General features: G+C 36.2%; 17 protein-coding genes. 4 read left to right on the top strand and 13 right to left on the bottom strand.

Features of this window, described 5'->3' with window-relative positions:
• Positions 1 to 245 precede the first annotated feature (245 nt).
• Both IAE53_RS09880 and IAE53_RS09885 read left to right on the top strand, forming a co-directional pair.
• Positions 246 to 917, top strand: a complete 672-nt coding sequence (locus IAE53_RS09880; protein WP_147652042.1) for a type 1 glutamine amidotransferase — start codon at positions 246 to 248, stop codon at positions 915 to 917.
• 53 nt (positions 918 to 970) lie between these two features.
• A complete protein-coding gene (locus tag IAE53_RS09885) occupies positions 971 to 1,516 on the top strand; it encodes an alpha/beta hydrolase (RefSeq protein ID WP_147651584.1) in 546 nt (181 codons plus the stop codon).
• A gap of 392 nt (positions 1,517 to 1,908) precedes the next feature.
• On the opposite strand, the gene IAE53_RS09890 is transcribed toward IAE53_RS09885, so the two are convergent.
• The 9 genes from IAE53_RS09890 to IAE53_RS09930 all read right to left on the bottom strand — a co-directional run bounded on the left by IAE53_RS09890 (position 1,909) and on the right by IAE53_RS09930 (position 8,724).
• Positions 1,909 to 2,163, bottom strand: a complete 255-nt coding sequence (locus IAE53_RS09890) for a hypothetical protein (RefSeq protein ID WP_147651586.1) — start codon at positions 2,161 to 2,163, stop codon at positions 1,909 to 1,911.
• Positions 2,160 to 2,528, bottom strand: coding sequence for a hypothetical protein (locus IAE53_RS09895; protein WP_139968599.1), 369 nt, complete (start codon positions 2,526 to 2,528; stop codon positions 2,160 to 2,162). The genes IAE53_RS09890 and IAE53_RS09895 overlap by 4 nt, the downstream gene beginning before the upstream one ends.
• A gap of 44 nt (positions 2,529 to 2,572) precedes the next feature.
• Positions 2,573 to 3,190, bottom strand: coding sequence for an SAP domain-containing protein (locus IAE53_RS09900; protein ID WP_188353154.1), 618 nt, complete (start codon positions 3,188 to 3,190; stop codon positions 2,573 to 2,575).
• 72 nt (positions 3,191 to 3,262) lie between these two features.
• Positions 3,263 to 4,585: a Y-family DNA polymerase gene (locus tag IAE53_RS09905; RefSeq protein WP_188353053.1), complete on the bottom strand. Its 1,323-nt coding sequence runs from the start codon at positions 4,583 to 4,585 to the stop codon at positions 3,263 to 3,265.
• Between the two features lie 222 nt (positions 4,586 to 4,807).
• A complete protein-coding gene (locus IAE53_RS11645) occupies positions 4,808 to 4,885 on the bottom strand; it encodes a putative holin-like toxin (protein WP_233610742.1) in 78 nt (25 codons plus the stop codon).
• Positions 4,886 to 5,284: 399 nt separating this feature from the next.
• The gene (locus tag IAE53_RS09915; protein ID WP_180922009.1) at positions 5,285 to 6,127 is read right to left on the bottom strand and encodes a polysaccharide deacetylase family protein; all 843 of its coding nucleotides are present in this window, start codon (positions 6,125 to 6,127) and stop codon (positions 5,285 to 5,287) included.
• 46 nt (positions 6,128 to 6,173) lie between these two features.
• On the bottom strand, positions 6,174 to 6,467 hold the full coding sequence (locus IAE53_RS09920; RefSeq protein WP_147651591.1) for a hypothetical protein: 294 nt from the start codon (positions 6,465 to 6,467) through the stop codon (positions 6,174 to 6,176).
• On the bottom strand, positions 6,468 to 7,688 hold the full coding sequence (locus tag IAE53_RS09925; protein ID WP_187241114.1) for a glycosyltransferase family 2 protein: 1,221 nt from the start codon (positions 7,686 to 7,688) through the stop codon (positions 6,468 to 6,470). It lies immediately after the preceding gene.
• A 4-nt stretch (positions 7,689 to 7,692) separates the two neighbouring features.
• Positions 7,693 to 8,724, bottom strand: coding sequence for an acyltransferase (locus tag IAE53_RS09930; RefSeq protein ID WP_148424338.1), 1,032 nt, complete (start codon positions 8,722 to 8,724; stop codon positions 7,693 to 7,695).
• A gap of 170 nt (positions 8,725 to 8,894) precedes the next feature.
• Between IAE53_RS09930 and IAE53_RS09935 the strand changes: the two genes are divergently transcribed.
• Positions 8,895 to 9,266 (top strand): hypothetical protein, encoded by a 372-nt coding sequence (locus IAE53_RS09935; RefSeq protein WP_139968516.1) that lies wholly within the window; start codon positions 8,895 to 8,897, stop codon positions 9,264 to 9,266.
• Positions 9,267 to 9,520: 254 nt separating this feature from the next.
• Here IAE53_RS09935 and IAE53_RS09940 read toward each other — a convergent pair whose 3' ends face one another.
• A complete protein-coding gene (locus tag IAE53_RS09940) occupies positions 9,521 to 13,123 on the bottom strand; it encodes an MMPL family transporter (protein ID WP_368668234.1) in 3,603 nt (1,200 codons plus the stop codon).
• 220 nt (positions 13,124 to 13,343) lie between these two features.
• Between IAE53_RS09940 and IAE53_RS09945 the strand changes: the two genes are divergently transcribed.
• Entirely contained in the window at positions 13,344 to 13,880 is a 537-nt protein-coding gene (locus tag IAE53_RS09945; protein WP_200136411.1) for a TetR/AcrR family transcriptional regulator, read from the top strand.
• Between the two features lie 62 nt (positions 13,881 to 13,942).
• Here IAE53_RS09945 and IAE53_RS09950 read toward each other — a convergent pair whose 3' ends face one another.
• The 3 genes from IAE53_RS09950 to dld all read right to left on the bottom strand — a co-directional run bounded on the left by IAE53_RS09950 (position 13,943) and on the right by dld (position 18,398).
• Positions 13,943 to 14,350, bottom strand: a complete 408-nt coding sequence (locus IAE53_RS09950; RefSeq protein WP_200136410.1) for a GNAT family N-acetyltransferase — start codon at positions 14,348 to 14,350, stop codon at positions 13,943 to 13,945.
• Positions 14,351 to 14,498: 148 nt separating this feature from the next.
• Positions 14,499 to 16,319: a pyruvate oxidase gene (gene spxB, locus IAE53_RS09955; RefSeq protein ID WP_200136409.1), complete on the bottom strand. Its 1,821-nt coding sequence runs from the start codon at positions 16,317 to 16,319 to the stop codon at positions 14,499 to 14,501.
• A 399-nt stretch (positions 16,320 to 16,718) separates the two neighbouring features.
• Positions 16,719 to 18,398: a D-lactate dehydrogenase gene (gene dld, locus IAE53_RS09960; protein WP_200136408.1), complete on the bottom strand. Its 1,680-nt coding sequence runs from the start codon at positions 18,396 to 18,398 to the stop codon at positions 16,719 to 16,721.
• Between the last annotated feature and the right edge of the window lie 99 nt (positions 18,399 to 18,497).

Consider the following 18,497-nt stretch of genomic DNA (forward strand, 5'->3'; position numbering starts at 1 on the left):
TTTCATTTTACGGACTGAATAAAAATAGTCCATTTTTTTAGTATAAGAGCAATAAATGTTGACTATACCAATCAAGGTCTACATAAGCTTGTTTTTAAAGCCACTTTACTCATTGAAGTACTCCTTCAACAACCAAAACAAATTATAATTTGACAAACTGACTATTGTGATATAAAGTAATAAAAAAGAATAGGGATGTGCAGGCGATACCTATGTAAACATTGCCGTCGATGGAAAGGCTTTTTATGCGCATAAATGTTCTTCAACACACTCCAAATGAAGGTCCAGGAAGTATCGCCTCTTGGGCTTTTTCTCGTGGTCACGAATTTTTTGTTTATCATCCATATTTTTTTAGCGGTGTTTTGCCAAAAGCATCTGAAACTGACCTACTGATTATTCTAGGTGGGCCAATGAGCCCTAATGATGAACTGCCGTGGATCAAAAAAGAAAGAGAATTAATTAAAGAACTCCTAAGAAAAAATAAGCCAATTTTTGGGGCTTGCTACGGTGCACAGCAAATCGCTAAAGTTCTCGGTTCTAAAATCACTAAGTCCCCGTTTAAAGAAGTTGGATGGGCAAATGTTATTAAACAAAATGATTTAATTCCTAATCTTCCGGACAAATTACCAGTGTTGCATTGGCATGAAGAGATGTTCGAAGTACCAAAAAAAGCAACTCTGCTTTTCAGTAGTGAACTAGTATCAAACCAAGGATATCTTTATAACGAAAATGTTGTTGGGTTACAGTTTCATCTTGAACCTCAACAAATTGACGTTAATGAAATCGTAATCAATGATTATTCATATAGTCTAGTCAATAATGCACTCAAGCAGACAACAGATGAAATAGTAAATTTTCCAGTTCCTTCAATTAACAAAGAAATAATGTACGCAATTTTAGATTTTATAACTTTGTAATTTATATACATCTAAAATATTGATTAGAATACGTTTGAAGGAGTTTTAATACAATGGAAAACCTATTTTTAATTGATGGTTACGGTGGTTCACCAAAAGTAAACTGGCTTGATTGGGTTGGTCGAAATCTTGAAAATAAATTTCAAATTAACAAAATTTTTATCGACAAACCTGATGTAGCAGAAGTTCAAAAATTTGATAATGCTTTAGTTAGCCAAATAACTGAAGTCGAATCCTCTTATTTTATTAGTCATAGTTTGGGATGTGTGACCTTACTTCGTTATTTAATAAAGACTAAAAGAGTCCCTAAAGGCATTATTTTGGTTTCTCCATTTGATCAACAAGTTCTCGGATTTGAAATGTTTGATGATTTTTTTGTCCATGCATCTCTTGAACTCCTAAACTTAGATTCAAATAAATCAATTATAATTAGCAGTATGAATGACCCAATTATACCTTTTAAATACAGCCAGGAAGTGGCAGAAAAGCTTCAAATTCCGTTTATTCTTTTTCCAACCGGCGCTCATTTTCGTGCATCAGATGGCATGGTCAAGTTTCCAGAAATTTTGACTTATATTCAATCGTATTGGGAAAATTAATTTTTTTAAAGTAATTTAGCTTTAAATATTGCCTTTTGATCTGTACGTAATTTGGTTTCGAATGCGGTAAATATTTTTTGCCGTGTGCCCCAGACCCGCAAGCGGGATCAAACACGCTACGCTTGTCCTCCCAAGCCCTTGGGTGCCACTTCGCTTTGAGTCAAACATTGTGCAACAAGCACTAGCACAGAATAAAAGGGCTTCGTAAATTCGCTGCGCTGCTTGTGTCCCCATGTTCTTCGCCAAAACGAAATAACACACCAATCACAGGCAAGCCGACAGAAAAAAGTTTCTGCCAGGTGCGTACGTAATCAAGGAGAACTACTATGGATCGCATTACAAAAGTTATCACTACTATTGTCGCATCAATTATCATTTGTAACTTCCTTTGTTTAAATATTAGTGTTAACTGTTAGCCCAGTTTCTTTGCGAATTTTAGCAACAATCTCAGGTATCTGTTTTCTGTACTCACTGTTTAAGCGAGCTATTTGCTGTGAATGTGTTGCTTTGCCAATTTTATAGTATTCAAAGAAAATGTTGACTTTCTTTGAATATAATTGATCAACCACGCTCACCTCATAGATTGTGTTAGGTTGTTTAGCAAACATCTTTTTAATATCTACAATGATAGCATCAATTTGATTCATTCTTCTTTCACCACCGCTCTAATATTTTCAAAGGCAATATAGGACTCATTAATATACACCCCTAAATCAGAAAAACCATCGACCATACCTGTTAGGTTAGGCACTAAGTTGCCATCCGTGTCCTCAATATTTTGTTGTACAGTCACAAATTCATAATTCGCTGAGGCATGACGCAAGATATTTTGACAAGCCGTTAAGGACATCATTGGTAATTTAACAGGTATGGCATTTTTGGCTTGTGCTTCACGCTTTAAAGCTGAGGTATGGTCTGACAGAAAATAGCCATTCCACTTCACCTTGCCACGTTCGCGATAGTCGTTTTGAAAGTAATTGTTAATCATCTTACTAAATTCTGCATCACTCATTTATTTCACACTTTCTCACTAATTACCGTGTTTATTTCAAAATATTAATTTAGGTGATCACTGATTTTTATGTACCGATTAATAATTGATTTGTTTCGTTTTAGAAGTTCTCTACTATATTCTTTGTTATTGATTGAATGTTTTACATCAGTCCATAGAAGTGCTGCAACTTTCAAAGGTTGATTATACTTTTTTGATTCATCATCGGCCATAAAATCTTTTACAAAATTATTCCATTGATAGGTCTGTTCCTCTTTATTAGTTTCACAGATTGGCGGGTGTTCATAGACATCCATTAAATCTTGGATCGTAGCGTTAGTATTATGATTAATTTCTACTTCTCTCATTTTAACAGCCATTGCTTTTTTAAAGCTAAAGTGACCTAAGCCATAGTAATCTTTAAAAAACTGACGCGCCTCATTATTGAAACAAAAACCGGATTCTAATAGTTTTGTTTCTGGTGTCAAATTTGCTAATAAATCCCCTGTTCGCTTACTATTTCTTGTTATTGATATTTTAGATGAATCTTTGCCATCAAGAAATTGCTTGATATACTTGTTGAGTTCTGCTTTAGTTCCGACACTAGGTAGATGATGCTCATGGCAAATTATTTGTAATTCTGTCTTGTACCAATAAAATTTACTAAATTCCGAAAATGTCATATCTTTGGTAAAATCAGGTCTTTGCACTTTTTTATATTCCTTTATTCAATCATGTGAAAACAAACTACCCAGTCACTCATAGCTGTTACCTCCGTTATGACCACCAACCAGGCTGGCACGGTTAATCGCCGTACCTCCTTTTTCCTTCGACATTGCCCGCATCAGGGCTGTGGTGCCAAAGCGTTTTCGAATTTCATCAACGACTTGATCAAACTTATTGGATTTAATTGATTTTTCTGGTTGTTCAAATAGGTCAAGCTGTATCCCATTGTCTTGAATTAAGCCGCCATAATCAATCCCAATATGACGAATCACTTCACCATGCCAATGCTTTTCAAACAAAGCCACCATAATAGCCATTAGTTTTTGGGTATCATTAGTGGAATCAATCCTTTGTTGCTTTCGAAAACCATGAGACCCTTGGCGTTCGCTTTCTGCAAAGGAATAACCAATAAAAAGACTGACTAAACATGTTTGTTTCTTGTGTGCTCTAATTCTAGTAGCAACTTGCTCTGCCATTTCACGGACAACAATTTCAATCTCTTCTTTTTGTTTATAATCACGCGGCAATACCTGGGAATTACTGTATGATTTGCTTTTAGGCACAACCACCTCAGTCATATCTGTACGATCAATGCCCCAAGATAAGGCAAACAATTGCTCACCAACTAATCCCATCTTTGCTCTAAATTGATAAGGGTCCTGATGCGCTAAATCGTACATTGAATGGATACCCATCACTTCAAGTTTGTGTGCTGTCCGGGCACCAATACTCCAAACGTCATTTAACTTGGTAATTGGCCATAATTTTTTCGGCACATCCTCATAGTGCCAAATACCCGTCAGGTTTCTAGTGTGTTTAGCTTCAATGTCTAAAGCTATTTTTGCGAGTACAGGTGTGTCACCAATGCCAACTGTTAAATAGACACCCGTTTCCGCTCTAACTTGCTTTTGAATTTTAAAAGCGACTTCCTCAGGAGTTTTACCAAACAACCGCCAAGAGTGGGTCACGTCTAAAATAGACTCATCAATCGAGTACGGCAGCAAATTAATATCATCGGTATATTGACGATAAATATTATTGATTTTTAGGTTTTCAGCGATGTAATTATTCATCCTAGGATCTGCAATAAATAAGCCACGTACATCAGGTACATCACGTTGGCGCGTCACATTGCTAATCCCTAAATCCTTTTTCGCTGTTGGGGATGCCGCCAGGACCAAACCACCATTCGTGTTAGCTTGTTCAGACATCACAACTAGATCAGTTTTAAGTGGATTAAAACCACGTTCAACGTTCTCAACACTAGCGTAGAAACTTTTTGAATCAATCATAAAAATCACCCGTCGCTCTTCTTGTGTATAATCATATTCAGTTGCGATTGCGTTTTCCATCAGCAACCTCCAAAAACAATTGTGTATAATTCATTATACGAACAAGTGTTCGATTAAGCAAGCGAACAAAACATTAAATTTGTGACAAAATCAAAAGCTATGCTATAATAAAGACATAGAAAAGAGCCGTAGCGTGAACTACGACTCCTAGCAAACCCGTTTCAGACGGTGGCTAAGTTATAGTCAAATTAATGACCATTCACTCGTCAAAGTTAAGAATGGTCATTTTTTTGTGCTGTTTTTGATCAACACAACAACTAAAGTAATTAGTGTTAGGGTAAACCTCCCAAAGCTAATCATTAGTTGTAGCGCATCCGATACGGACACTAGGCATCTCCTTTCCTAGAATCTGGGCTTCTAGCTGTTACACCATAAGCACCACCTCCATTCGGGATAGCCACCATCTTAACTTGTCTGCTGTAACAAGTATATCATACCTGAAAATTACAATTGGTCTGAATCCTAATCGCTGGTAAAATTTAAAAAACGACTAACGAAATAAGGCTTGCAAATACTTTGTACACTCTTGTAAAGCTTATTTCTGAGCAGTAAATATTGTCTAACATTATTTAGGACAATGTTCGCTATGCTTGTACTAAAAATTCGTTGATTAGTATAAGCAATACAGCATATAAAGGTACTTCTATTTTGGCAATCTAGACATCCTTGAATAATCAATCAACATGACAAAGCCAAAACTTATTTTTTCAACCACGACTGCAACTCATCAAAATTTGTATTTGTGACGACAAAGCGAGGGACACCTTGTAAAATGTTTGGTAAATCATTGCTAACAATGCCGGGTTCCAGTAAAAAAATTCCCTGCATACCATGCCTATACATATATTGAGTTAGTGTAACATTCTGACTCCCATAGGGATAGGCAAAAACTGTCGGTGTGATACCGAGTTGATTTTTGATCTTGTTATATGACTTTTTATAATCAGAAATAATTGACTTTTTAGATATAGAAGTTGTTGATAAAATTGGTTTATTATCCTCTTGATAATGTAAATCATTTGTGTGCAGTCCAACAGTCACTTCTGGATGATTAGACAACTTAGATATTTCTTGCCATGTAGCTAACTGTTCCCCGTCCAAATTACTACCGACTCTACCGGTAATCACAAATATTGTAAATGGTAATCTTAAATCATACAACGTCGGCGCAGCGTTTCGTGGTAATGTAGTATCAATATCATCGAAAGTCAATACGACATGCTTTCCAGAAATTGTATTTTCATGACTGTGTTTAATGAACTCATCCATTGACCACACACTGATATGATGTGATTTCAGCCATTTCATTTGATGCATAAATGTTGTTTGATCAACATTATATTGCTGTAACTGAGGATTTTTGGATACATCTTGTGCAAATTCAACAGCAGCATTTTTCTTGAGAATTCGATGGTAGGCCAATACTAGAACACCATCCTTAACGTTGCTATTAGTTTTAGCGAAATTTTTATAAGTGTAATCTACTTTTCGTTCAATTTGTTGCTGTTTATTACCCTGCTGAACACCGAAATATATCATCATAAAAGAAATGAATAACATTACCAATATAAATAACAGAATTATTAATCTATACCTTTTCATCATTGATTTTCACCTGATACTGACTTAAAAACGCTGCTATCGCTGGAAACGAAGTAATTATTAAACAAACCATAATAATTTGCATCCCATGGTTAACCCCACTCGTATTTATGCCAAGTAATAAATTCAAAACAACAAAACTATCTGAGTAGACATGAAGTTGCGCGACAAACGCCAAAATAACGATAGTAAGGACAATTATCCACGCAAAGAGTGTTAAAATACCTGCTAAAATGTTACCTGAAAAATGTTTATGTCGAATAATTATTTTTTTATTCATTTATCTGCCTCGATCTGGACTTGTCCATGATCCTTTTCGTCTGTGTAAAGTACATACAATGATTTGAGAGGCAATGGCAGTAATCAACGCCGTCGTCCAATAAAAAGTGCTATAAAACGGGATTTCAAAAACATCGTGAAAAGACAATTGAGAATGTCTTTTGTCTTGAATAATGCCTTGACAAATCATAATAGAAAATAGCGCAATGTAAATTAATATAATCACGCCTGGCAACGAAAAAGTCTGGGTACCTATGGTCACGATAATATATTGAAAAAAAGTAATCAAAGCTAACCAAGCCCAAATGTGGCTAAATAACATATCAAACAGCAAAAATTTTTGTTTGACATCTTCATTGTGATAGACCCACTTTGCATTTTTTAAAAAAACTTCTAGACCACCTACCGACCATCTGATGCGTTGTTTAAAGTAGCCACTAAACGTCTCGGGTACAAGAATGTACGTTAATGCTAATGGCGTGTAATGTATCAGCCATTTTTTGCGACGTAAGCGCCATGTCATATCAATATCTTCTGTAACGACCGTCTTATCGAATCCGCCAACATCGCTTAATGCTTCACTACGATATAATGCGATAACACCTGCGACGGTCATTATGCCACCAAATAAACTATCTTGTGCACGCTTTATACGATCTATAATGCCAACGTATTCTAACGTTTGTAATCTGCCTAATATCGTTGTTCGATTACGGACTACCGGCTTTCCTGTCACAGCACCAACATTCTCTCTATCAAATTTTTTCAACATTTGATTCAATGCATTCGGATTCATTAGCGCGTCAGCATCTGTGACCAGCACATATTCTGATTCAACGTAGCTCATTGCTTCATTCAAAGCTTGAGCTTTACCCATGTTACTTGGTAATTCTAATAATTTAATTGACACTTCGGGTGTATTACGCAATAACCACTTTTTAACAACCGAGACAGTACAATCGTTGCTCTTATCATCAACAACAATAATAGTATAATTCGTATAATTTAATGCTACTAGCGATTTTAATGTGTCAATGACAGTGTGCTCTTCATTAAAAGTTGGCAATAAAATTGTCACACTTGCGTTAAGCAACGAATCATATTTTGAATCAGAAGTGTGAGACTGGTTACCAGATATCCAAGAACCTAGAATCCAAATTAAAGTCATTATGATTGGATAGTAAGTCGTATAGAACTGTAAAATGTTTGAAACGATTATCATAATGTTATGCTTTCCTAGTATTGGACAACTTTGACAAAATTTTTTCTACAATAAAAGACAATATTGTGGCCGAAATAAATGAACATATCACAATTAACGGTCCCCACACCAAACGATTATTAGTACTAGGAACCATCAATTTGAAATCATGGTAAATTATGCTGTCTGTGAGATCTGAAAACAAGTATATCGTGAGTGTCATGCCAGATATTTTTGTTAATATTTTATATTTCCGCTGTTTTTCTCGCTTAAATGGCAAACGAAGAAACAAGAGAAACAGTATGATTGCAACTATAAAGGGCTGATACCCCATATAATCATTTTCTGATGTCCATTTAAAAATTTTGCCGTAATTATTATTTACAGCAATCAGAGATATAACACTAAATATCGTTACTGACCAGAATAATAATTGTTTGAGCGGTATTTTTTGAATTTTAGAAAAATATGTTTTAAAGTAGACACCAAAATAGTAGTACCCTATCGGATAAGCCGCGGTCCACCAATCAGGCATGATTTTTCCAAAAACGTTAAATAATGAAGGTAAAAAAAACAAGATTACAGAAATTATCAAAATATAAAGATGATACTGTTCGTTAGATTGATAATGCCAAGCGGCATTTAGCACAGGTATCAGCAGGTACAAGCCAATATACATTTCTACATACCACGCATAACTATCAGTTGAAAAATCTAACATACCATACAATGCATCTGAGAACGATATTTTACTGCCAAGAATTAAGGTATGCCCTATCCAATCAATTATTGACACAATGACATACAGCAAAAGTGTTCGCCAAATTTTAACGATGTAACTGCTGGAAAGAACCTTGTCTCCCATCAAGAAACCTGTAGCCATAATAAACAACGGGACCGCTGTAATAAATATAGTCCTCAGAATCACATCAATTGTTGGCATCCATCCTGTGACACTAATATCATAAAATCCAGAATTCAACAAAAAATGTACAGAAACCACTGAAAATATGGCAAAAACTTTAATCACGTCAATTTGATATAGCCGTTTTCTCAAGTTATTCTCCTAAAATTACGCTCACAAAAACAATACTTTCCATTATAGGTATAAAAAGTAGCAAAAACATTCTCATATTATTGATTCAAAATAAAAAAAATAATAATCTTTTGGTGCATAAGTTTGCTAATTGAGATTACTCAAAGTAAAAAAGAGTTATAATATTAGCTATGGAACCTGATTACTTTGAAAAGCTAACAATTGAATTAAACCGTCACCCTCATCATATAATTGATTTAAATCAATGGCTTTTTGTAACCATAAATACGGCTAAATCAATCATTGATAATTCAGATAAATCCCAACTTATTTATTTAAAAAATTTTTTCAGTTGCACACAAACAAGTGAAGTACAACAGGTGTTTGACACAATCCAAGGTAAATTTGGTGATAAATACTTTTCAGAAAAGAATAGTTCAAATTATCAATACCTTTGTTCTCTAGTTGCAAATTTTCCAACAACATCGCTAACAGACGTGGAACATGAATTAATCAGTAGTTTTGTCAAAATAGACAAATACTTGTTATATGAGAATCTATAATTCAAAAACCAATTCACCATCTCGCCAATAATCATTTAGAAACGTTTGATTTCTATGAAATCAACAAGCGTTTTTATGTTGGTAAGACGATTTAAAAACTACAAATATTTTCAAAGGACGCCAACATCAATTTGATTGTTGGCTTTTTTATCGCAAGCAGAACAACACTTCACCACACCAAAGCAATGTTTGTCATACTAAAAAGGTCTCCACATTAGCTTGCACTAATCTAAAGACCCTTTGTGACATAACTGTTAATGCCGTTTCATACTTTTAATTGGGTAAGTTAACGAAATCATACTTGGTATTACCATCGGTAACACAATAACTAATATAATTAATCCAAATATCACTGTAATGGCTACTTGAATTAGTGTCAATACTCCCGATGGTATTAACGCTGCAAACGTCCCACCTAAGATGAGCGCTGCTGATAGCACAACAACACCAATAATACCTGTCGCTTTGAGAATTCTATCTCTTGCAGACGGAACTGACTGCTGTAAGTCACGATACTTCATCATCAAAAAGATACTGTAGTCTACACCTAATGCGAGTAGCATTATAAATGCAAAAAATGGCGTCGTCCAAGACAGCATATCCTCTTTGAGGAAGAAGTGACTCACAATTTGTGTCAAACTCAGCGCCATCACATAGGACACAAGCAAAGTAGCCATAATGTATAACGGCTGAAGCAAAGAGCGGGTAATAAATATCAACGCAATCATAATTCCAACAACCATTATGATTCCAGTCCGAATAAAGTCTGCTGAAGCTATTGATCTTGTATCGTTAGTCTTAGCAGTTTGACCACCAATTGCAGCTACTGCATCAGATAATCCAGTACCTTTGAGTGCATTTTCCACCTGCGTTTGTAATTGAGACACTTTTTTCATAGCTTTTTCAGAACTTGGATTGCTATCTAAAACTATATTCAAGCTGGTTGATTTTTTGTTCTCCGACATATAGGCGTCAAGTGCAGATTGATATTCCTTTCCATTAAGTATATTTTTTGGAACATAATAAGTCTTAGCTGCTGAAGAATTTTTCAAACCAATTAAATAATCGTTAGCTGAAGACAAGCCATTACCAATTTGTGTTGCGCCTTGACTTCCTTCATGTAATCCTGACTGCAAAACCTGTACTTGACCGGCCGTTGCTGCCAAAGATTGATACATCGTTAGCTGACCGTTACTCAAATCACTAATGCCAGCAGTAAGTTGACTTTGATTATCCGTCAGGCTTTGACTGCCTGCCTTGAGATCAGACATAGAATTATTAACCGTCACCGCACCAGAAGCTGCGCTGGAAACACCTGTCGTGTAACTTTGTAAGCTAGTGTGCATATTTGATACGCCGGCCTGTAATTGAGACAAACCATTGGTTAGTTGCTGGGAACCATTAACAAGACCCGGCTGACTCTTGTTGCCTTGTAAGGCAGTTAATATTTTTTGTGTCCCGTCAATAGCGTCGTTTAATTGATCAAGAGCAGACATTGAAGCTTCGTTGGCTTGAATGGCATTTGATGCTAATTTGCCCAAATTATTGATCTGTTCCTCGAGTGAATTCAGACGACTTAATTCTGAAGTGAGTGTATCCCCAACTTTTTGAAAACTAGTCGTATCATCTGCCATTTTTTTGGCGACGGAACTAGCTGTTGCAATTTTTTTAGCATTTGCATTCTGTGCACTGCTAATTTGTGCGTTGATTGATTTCGACTGATTTTGTAGCGTCGATTTCAATGCAGCTTGTTGTGTTTCGCTAAGTGCTGATTGCGCATTAACTGTATTAATAATCGTATTAATATCTGAATCAGACAACACTGTAATCGGATCGCTACCAACTGAATCAGAAGACAACAAACTACTCAATTCATCCGCATCTTTTTTGATATTATCACTGCTTTGTGCCAAAAGGCTTGATGTTTCGCTTATGTCTGACATACTTTCTTGATTGCCAGTTTGTTTTAGTAATGAAGCCATTGCCGCATTCACCGACTGAAGACTGGACTTCAAATCAGCAATTTGTTTTTGTTGTGCTACTTTGTTGTTACCAGCCTGCGAAATAATCGCCGACTCTAGCTGCTGTAATCCACTAGTAATTTGTGCAGATCCGTTATGCAGTTGACTGACACTTGTGTTTAAAGTCGTGACACCAGATTGAATGTCAGACTGATGTGAATTTAGTGCAGAAAGACCTTCAGCTAAATCAGAGGTTCCAGCACTCATCATGCCAATACCATCATTTAAATCACTGGTGCCTTGATACAGCTGCGCACTACCATTTTTTAATGTATTAGAACCATCAACTAATTGCTTTGCACCATCTACGCCTTCATTAACATCGCTGTTAGCAAGTTGAGTACTTGCTTCTTGTAGGCTAGTACCCAAACTTTTCGATCCGTCAATAGCACTTTGCAAGCCGTCGGTGACAGTTCCTAATTGATTGCGTACATATAATTCCTTTATTTTTGAACCACCAGGTTGTGTGGCAGAGGTAACTGTTTTTACCCCATTTGTTTTTTTCAATTTTTCAACTAAACCATCAATCGTTTGTAAACTATCCGCATTATCTAATCGATTATTTGATTTGATGTAAAGTGTAGAGGGCTCAGCAGTTCCTTCAGAAAAGTGTTTCTGAACAACTTTGAAGCCCTTCTTAGCTGCAACATTGTCCCCCAATTCGGTTAACGTATCGTAATTGAGTTGCGTGTTATAGGTAGCAAATAGTGGAATGGCCATGATGACAACAGCCAATAAAGCCGACAAAGGGTATTGAATCGATTTTTTTGCAATACCGTGCCACAACTTACTATCAGCACTTTCAGAAAATTTTTTACTTGGCCAAAATAAGTATTTGCCAAAAACTGCCATAAAAAATGGATTTAGCGTTAAAAGTACGAGTAAAAGCACTGCAACAGCAATTGATACACCAACAGCCGACTGATAAATTGAAAATTTAGCCAATGCTAGTGTTGCAAAGCCAATCAAAACCGAAATGCCACTAAACAAAATTGTTCGGCCAGCCGTTTTTAACGCCCTTTTTGTCGCTTCTAGCTTATCATAACCAGCTTGAAGTTCTGCTTTAAATTGATCAAACAACAGAATGTTATAATCCGTTCCGATACCAAATAAGACAACAACCATGAACACTTGTGTGAAATTTGACAATGGAAAGTTAAATTTATCAACAAGGTTCATCACAACACTCAGAGCTGTAATAAATGAAACACCGACTGATAGTAAGGACACCAACGGTGTGATAACTGATCTGAAAACAATCATTAAGACCAAGAAAATAAATATAACAGTTATCCATTCAGTTTTCTGCAGACCTTTTTCAATTTCTTCAGAAAAATCATCTTCTAGAATGTCACTGCCTGTCACATAGGTTTTGACACCATCGGTTTGTGCTTGTTGTGTAATCGTTTTTGTCATTTGACTGACAGATTGTTGTTTACCAACGGTGAGTTGCACTAATTCGGTTGTTTTGTCTTTAGAGACCAGCTGAGCTCTTGCTTCTGAGCCATCTTCTGGGGCTAAAATAGATTTGATGTGATAGGCTGATTTATTATTGTTAAAATTCGCCACTGTTTTTGCAATATTTTTTGCTTGGTTAGTGGTAATTTTTTTATCACCATTATTGAAAACAACAATGACTTGGCGTGTATTATCTTGACCCTTACCCCAATTGTCTTGAATTTTTTGTGCCACTTCACTTTTGACAGTGCTCGGTAAACTTGTATCCCCTTTGTCTTTAATGAGCTGACTGGTATTTGGCAACAACATGATAGCTGAAACCATAATGACTAACCAAATCGCAGCTTGTATGATAAATGACTTTTTACTACCTTTCACGCGATATTTCCTCCAGCAATTATTCGCACACTATGTTATTAAACAGACACAGTGTGTGTTTAAAGTATATCATAACGAATTTCTATTACAAAGATTATTTAAAAGCCTAGGAAGATTGTCAAACGTTCATTTCTAAATAAAAAACCACCACCATAAAAGTATCAACTTATTTGATATAATAATTTTGAAACAAATTAATTCAAAATATCAGGAAAATAAAATGGTCGGTACAAAAAATAATCGCCGTGCACAACAAACACGACAAAATATACAGGATGCTTTGATACATCTCATGAGTGAAAAAAAATTCAATAGTATTTCAGTAACCGATATTTGTAAAATAGCAGATATTAACCGTGGTACATTTTATGCGCATTTTGTCGATGTTGCAGATTGTATGCACTATATGGAAAAAGAAACGGCGAATGAATTATTTGACATCTTAAAAAATGATAAGCAAAGCGATCCCGTAGAAGTATTGTTAGAGGCAATATTTGAATTGGTGAAAAAAAATAATAAAGTCTTCAACTACATTTTAAGTGAAGATCAAGATTTCTTGCTGCACACGCTCTCGACAACAAAACAGAATTTTTTTGAACAACTAGTACCAAAACATGATGACTTATCTGACAGTGAAAGACAATTTTTCTATGAGTACACGCTGAATGGCATTGTTGGTATGATTCGGCATTGGATCAAAAATGGTATGCGCGAATCACCCAAAACACTCGTAACCTACTTAGATAAATGGTGTTAGCCATTTGGAATCAAAAAGCAACAATGATTTAAAAATCATTGTTGCTTTTCTGTTGCATTACGTTAAAAATTTTTGTAAAAAGCGACAAGCGTTCCTTGATCAGCAGACCTAAAACCAAACTTTTCATAAAAATGCCTGACATCAGGCGCTTCTTCCGTCAATAACACTTTTTGACTAACTGCTGGATACTGACTCAAAACACGATTCATTAATTCTGTGCCAACCTGTTGACTTTGAAATTTTGGGTCAACTAGAATATCTTGTATAAAAATAATTGTCTCTCCATCCCCCACAACGCGAACTAATCCGACTAATTGATTATCTGCCCACGCACTGACAACCATTAATGAATTTGCAACAGCAGCCATAAGATTTACACGAGTGTTAGTATAGGCAAACCAACCGACACTATTGTACAATTTGGTTAAATCATTTTCTGCGATTGTTTGATTGATTTGATAATTGATCATTTTTTGCTCCTAATTAAAGATAGTAATCATTTAATTAGACGTTTTTTTGATAAAGTAGCATTTTAATCCTCCTTTTTTTCATACTATCACAGTGTGATGCTTTGACAAAATAAAAAAGCAACTTCGCGGGCGAAATTACTTTTTAAGATTAAAAACTATACTTATTGTCGTTATTGTCTTTAATATATCTCGACGTCATACCTTGTGCTTCTAAGTACTCACGGAATGGCACTAAATCCTGCGCTTCATATTTTTCCTTGTAGGCCTCAACAACTGATTCGCTATACAAATTAGTGTCTAACTTTAGGGTTTCAACAGGAATAGGACGATCTTTGGTGATTTTTGCATCGACCACAACGACGCGACCTTGATTGTAATAATCAAGTGCTTCTTTCATTACCCGATCAATATCTTCAATTCGACTAACAGTCAAGCCAACAGCACCTTGCGCTTCGGCAATTTTAGCATAATCAACATCTGTGAAATCAACACCAAAATTGTACGTATTCGTGTCTTCATACTTATTTTTGATAAATCCGTATTCTGTATTAGTAAATACAACGTTAATGACTGGTAACTTATAGCGCACGTTGGTAACAACATCTGGATAGGTCATTGAAAACGCCCCGTCTCCCATCAAATTCCACACTTGACGGTCCGGATAAGTGTTTTTGGCACCAATCCCACCTGGCAACCCAATCCCCATTGTGGCAAACAACGGTGATGTCCGCCACATATTTTTGTCTGTCATATGCAAATGACGCACGGACATTTGCGTAACATTACCGACATCAATTGAGAAAATAGCATCTTCTGCTGCGTATTTATTGATTGCATTATAAACTTGATAGGCCTGCAAATCACCTTCCGTTTTTTGCTCAAGTTTATCCATATAGCCACGCCAATTTTTGACATTAGCCACGTTTGCCTGCCACCAAGGTGAATCGTTTACGGGTGAGACTTTATCTAAAATGGCTGCGATCGCTTCACCCGCATCCCCTAGAATAGCGACGTCATTTTGATGACGCTTACCCAACATTGCCGGATTATTGTCAATTTGTATAAACTTATTTACGTTACGAAAAGTGCCTTCAACTTCTGAGAACGGGAAATTTGTACCAACAAACAAGACAGTATCAGCTTCCAGGATGGCTTCGTTAGCTGGCTTCCAACCAACACGGAAAGTGGAGCCAGTGAAACCTTCAAAATCCCAATCAAATGTTTCAAAGTTTTTACCTGTTGTAATAATTGGTGCTTTCATCTTACGAGATAGCGCTTGGACTGCTGCCCCATGACCCATCGTACCAATACCAGCATAAATCACTGGACGCTTAGCTTGGTTAAGAATGTCGACAGCAGCAGTAATATCGGATTCATCAACTGGTGCGGACTTATATTCTTTATAAGTTAAGCCAGACGAATAAAGTGGGGTCGAATAAAGTGAATCAGCATCAATTTCGGTAAAGCCAAAATCAGCTGGTACTTCTAGTACAGCTACCCCACGTTTGGCAATTGCCGTCCGAATAGCATCATCAACAAGATGTGGCAACTGTTCTGCGGTTGCGACACGACGATTATAAACAGCTATATTGTCATACATTGGATTCTGATTTAATTCTTGAAACGAATCCATATTTAACTCACGTACTGGTTTGGAACCTAAAATAGCCAACACTGGAATATTATCCATTGCCGCGTCATAAAGACCATTTATTAAATGCGTTGCCCCGGGTCCACCTGAACCAACAGCAACACCCAAGTTACCACCGAACTTCCATTGCATAACAGCTGCCATAGCGCCAACTTCTTCATGTTTGACCTGCAGAAATTTGATTTTATTTTCTGGATCACCCATCGCATTCATCAGCCCGCTCAAAGTACCTGATGGAATACCGTACATCGTGTGAACGCCCCATCCTGACATAACTTTTAAGGCTGCTAATCCGGCCGAAATTTTATTATCTGACATGCTACTATTTTCCTCCTAAACATGAAAGCATTGTAAGCGCTTTCATTTTGATAAATAAAATTATATACGAATTTACAATTAATATCAAGCGTTTTCATGATTTATTCACTTGTGCTCATTGCTTTGGTATCAAATGTTTCAGCTTGTTTTATGATTATAGTTTCACAAAGTTTAACAGATTAGCTTTTTAAATAGATTTTACTAATAATGATTTGTCTAAGCAAATATGTTCATATAGGCTAGCACGACAGAACAGATTGTCAAACCAAAAATATCTAAATTATTCTAAAATGTGTTTTAGCTAAAAGTAAAACATTCACATTGCATAGTCACTAATAAAAAAATAACCGATGAATCGACAAACGACGATAACGGTTATTTTTTAACAAACTTTTTATTTTAGTATTCGCCCCAATATTTAGACATTGTTTGTTTACCAACGCCTGGGTTGAAACTATTAGTTGGATCATTTTTCTTATAGTGCTTGATTAAGGCCGGCGCTGCCAAATATAGATGACCAACATTGTGTTCGGCTGGATAAACAGCGTGACGCTCATCCAAAATTTTAAGCATCTCTTTTTTAAGTTCATGCGCATCGACGCCAGGTTTTAGAATATAATCTTGGTGCATGACGTGATCAAGTAAGTGACCATAATAAATTTTGTGTTCTATTTTGTCTTCAATTTCTTTAGGCAAATGCTCGAACCATTTATAATCATTACTTGCCAACGCAATATCTAGTGGCAAAATGTCAATGCTATCCTGTTTCAGTTCTTGATAACGAATCGCAACACCAGCTGTTACGTAGCGGTGAGTTGCCGCCTTACTGGTCTCATTGGCGTCGGCTTCAAAGTAGTCGCCACTGGCCTTGTCAAAATAAGATTTGAGATATTCTCGCGCTTCTTCGATACCATTACCAGCCATTTTCAATTGTAGGTAATGGTCGTATTTTTCGTAATAATCATCTATTCGTTTTGGCATTTGATTAGGAAATAAATTACTTAATGTTTGAAGCAAGCGATCTGGGAAATAAGGCTTGAAAAACGGAATGTGCTTCAAAAAGCGTTCGCCCCAAGCTTTTAGCGCAAACATTTGGGGCAAATGACCCGTTCCAATTTTCTCAATCACAATTAGCGAGTCTTTACCATATTTCTTGGCCAATTTATAAGCATTTTTATGCATATATTCACCAGAAACAGGCAATTCTTTGAATGTCGTCATAATATGGCGACGAATATCTTCCAACTCATCGGGATTATTCGTTCCAATGTAAAACATTTGTGTTTTTTTATCCATTGGGAATGTATCTAAGCGGACAGCCAATGCCGCAACGTGTCCGGACGATCCAGATACTTCATACAATTCTTTAGGATTTGCATTGTATCGAATAGGCTTATCAGATTCAACGTCACGCACAACCTGTTCATGATGGAACATTGAACCATGATGTTCAGTAGCTGGTACTTGATTCAAATCAAAATTGCGGTTCTGCAAATTAGTAATAATCTCTTCGGGCGTTTTGCCCAAATCAATGCCTAAATGGTTAACTAAGTGCATTTCGTCATGTTCATCAATCCAAACATACAATGATAGCTCTGTATAAGCTGGACCTCTTCTGATCAAAGCACCACCAGAATTGTTGTTAATACCACCAATGACCGATGCACCCAAATTAGATGAGCCAATGACTGAATGTGGTTCACGTTTAAGTGGTCGCAATTCATTTTCTAAGTGAAACAGTGTCGTACCGGGGAATGCAAGTACCTGTTCCCCATTATTGATTAACTGTAAATCTTTAATTTTCATGCCGTTCACAACAACAGCAGAACGGTCATAACCCGGGGCTGGTACGGAACCCTCAGTCAAACTAGTGTTGGCTGCTTGCATAATAATGATAATATTGTTGTCATGCAAAACATTAAGCACGCGCCACATTGCCATTAAAGTGGTTGGAAATACTACTGCAACTGCATCGCCCTTACCTGAGCGGTACCCTTTCCTAAAACGTAAAGATTTTGCTTTGTTAGTAATAACATTTTTTTTACCAACAACATTGACTAGTTCTTCGACTAAGTCCATATTAACTTCTCCCCTCTATAACGTTTGTAAAAAACGTTTTAATCATTACGCTTTTAATGATACGCTTTTTTTGATATTTTGGTTAATAAAACAATTAAA

It is taken from the genome of Leuconostoc sp. S50, assembly GCF_016624925.1.
Classification (GTDB): domain Bacteria; phylum Bacillota; class Bacilli; order Lactobacillales; family Lactobacillaceae; genus Leuconostoc; species Leuconostoc pseudomesenteroides.

Excerpts from the sequence above, each read along its gene's own strand:
- dld (WP_200136408.1), bottom strand. The coding sequence starts at position 18,398 with ATGGACTTAGTCGAAGAACTAGTCAATGTTGTTGGTAAAAAAAATGTT.
- IAE53_RS09890 (WP_147651586.1), bottom strand. The coding sequence starts at position 2,163 with ATGAATCAAATTGATGCTATCATTGTAGATATTAAAAAGATGTTTGCT.
- IAE53_RS09950 (WP_200136410.1), bottom strand. The coding sequence starts at position 14,350 with ATGATCAATTATCAAATCAATCAAACAATCGCAGAAAATGATTTAACC.
- IAE53_RS09885 (WP_147651584.1), top strand. The coding sequence starts at position 971 with ATGGAAAACCTATTTTTAATTGATGGTTACGGTGGTTCACCAAAAGTA.
- IAE53_RS09935 (WP_139968516.1), top strand. The coding sequence starts at position 8,895 with ATGGAACCTGATTACTTTGAAAAGCTAACAATTGAATTAAACCGTCAC.
- IAE53_RS09920 (WP_147651591.1), bottom strand. The coding sequence starts at position 6,467 with ATGAATAAAAAAATAATTATTCGACATAAACATTTTTCAGGTAACATT.
- IAE53_RS09880 (WP_147652042.1), top strand. The coding sequence starts at position 246 with ATGCGCATAAATGTTCTTCAACACACTCCAAATGAAGGTCCAGGAAGT.
- IAE53_RS09905 (WP_188353053.1), bottom strand. The coding sequence starts at position 4,585 with ATGGAAAACGCAATCGCAACTGAATATGATTATACACAAGAAGAGCGA.
- IAE53_RS09895 (WP_139968599.1), bottom strand. The coding sequence starts at position 2,528 with ATGAGTGATGCAGAATTTAGTAAGATGATTAACAATTACTTTCAAAAC.
- IAE53_RS11645 (WP_233610742.1), bottom strand. The coding sequence starts at position 4,885 with ATGATTAGCTTTGGGAGGTTTACCCTAACACTAATTACTTTAGTTGTT.
- IAE53_RS09945 (WP_200136411.1), top strand. The coding sequence starts at position 13,344 with ATGGTCGGTACAAAAAATAATCGCCGTGCACAACAAACACGACAAAAT.
- IAE53_RS09915 (WP_180922009.1), bottom strand. The coding sequence starts at position 6,127 with ATGATGATATATTTCGGTGTTCAGCAGGGTAATAAACAGCAACAAATT.
- IAE53_RS09900 (WP_188353154.1), bottom strand. The coding sequence starts at position 3,190 with ATGACATTTTCGGAATTTAGTAAATTTTATTGGTACAAGACAGAATTA.
- IAE53_RS09925 (WP_187241114.1), bottom strand. The coding sequence starts at position 7,688 with ATGATAATCGTTTCAAACATTTTACAGTTCTATACGACTTACTATCCA.
- spxB (WP_200136409.1), bottom strand. The coding sequence starts at position 16,319 with ATGTCAGATAATAAAATTTCGGCCGGATTAGCAGCCTTAAAAGTTATG.